The sequence below is a fragment of the Zavarzinella formosa DSM 19928 genome (assembly GCF_000255705.1).
Taxonomy (GTDB): domain Bacteria; phylum Planctomycetota; class Planctomycetia; order Gemmatales; family Gemmataceae; genus Zavarzinella; species Zavarzinella formosa.
On sequence record NZ_AIAB01000553.1, the window covers coordinates 1 to 1024 of the forward strand.

Consider the following 1024-nt stretch of genomic DNA (forward strand, 5'->3'; position numbering starts at 1 on the left):
GTTTTGATGTTGCGCTTTTTGGGTTTTCAAAGGTTGGTTTTGGTATTGGCGAGCCGAGCAGTGTGAGCGGCCGGGTGGCTTCCGGCGGGCGAACCGCTTCCCTTTTTCCCGGCCAGACCATGACCCGTGGTGAACGCTTCTGGCGGGCAAAAGTCGTTACCCGACGTCTGACGGCGTTCGGCTCGCCAAGAATGAACGGCAAGCAGGTTCGTTCTTGTGAGCGCGCATGACTTCATGGCCCACCAAATCAGTCATCATTCAAACGTCTCGACTTCGCCGCTGGCGTAACCCGTCAGTTTGTCGGCCAGTGTCGTGGTGCGCACGGCCCAGAACCAGTCATTGCCGGGGCCGCCGAAGATCTGGTTGGGGACCGTGTCGCGGAAGATCGTTTGGCTGTTCAGCAGGAAGGCGCCATTCAAGCCGCCGGTGTGGGTGCCGTACAGGTCTTGAACCCGTTCTTGGTAGGGGAGATTTTGGCTCCATTCGGCCGAGAGGGCGAGCCAGGCGGCGAGGCTGGTGTCGTAGGCGGTCTTGCCGCTGATGAGCAGGCTGTCGCCGCTGCCGGCATGCAGGATATCGGCACCGGCGCCGCCGATGAGGATGTCGCGGCCGGTTCCCCCGGTGAGTTGATCGGCCCCGGTTCCGCCGATCAGCACGTTGTTCGCGCTGCTGCCGGCCGCCGAGAAGTTCTTGTTGCCGGTGCCGCCGAAGATGACCGCCGGGACAGCCACGTCCACTGTCTGGCCGTTGATCGTGGCGGCCACCAGTTTGACCGTGTCGGCGCCGGCCTGACTGTAAATGAGGATGTGGCCCGTCGGAATGAACGGCCCGCCGGGTTGCAGAACATTGTTGATCGTGACCGAGAGGGTGCGGCCGCTGATGTCGCCGGTCGGTGTGACGGTGATCGCATCAGCCCCGGTCGCGCCGCCAATGCAGAGATCGTTGTTAATCAACGCGACCGTCTTGATGGCCACCGGAGTCACGGCCGCCACGCTCGCTTTGCCGGCTGTGCCGACGGCCGTCA

General features: G+C 63.2%; 2 protein-coding genes. One reads left to right on the top strand and one right to left on the bottom strand.

Annotation, left to right across the window (positions count from 1 at the left end; all coding sequences use genetic code 11):
* Nucleotides 1–230: hypothetical protein (locus BGIM_RS62360; protein WP_157368529.1), on the top strand; the 230-nt coding region annotated here is incomplete at its 5' end.
* 24 nt (nucleotides 231–254) lie between these two features.
* Here the strand turns inward: BGIM_RS62360 and BGIM_RS47925 are convergent.
* Nucleotides 255–1024: calcium-binding protein (locus BGIM_RS47925; protein ID WP_020467910.1), on the bottom strand; the 770-nt coding region annotated here is incomplete at its 5' end.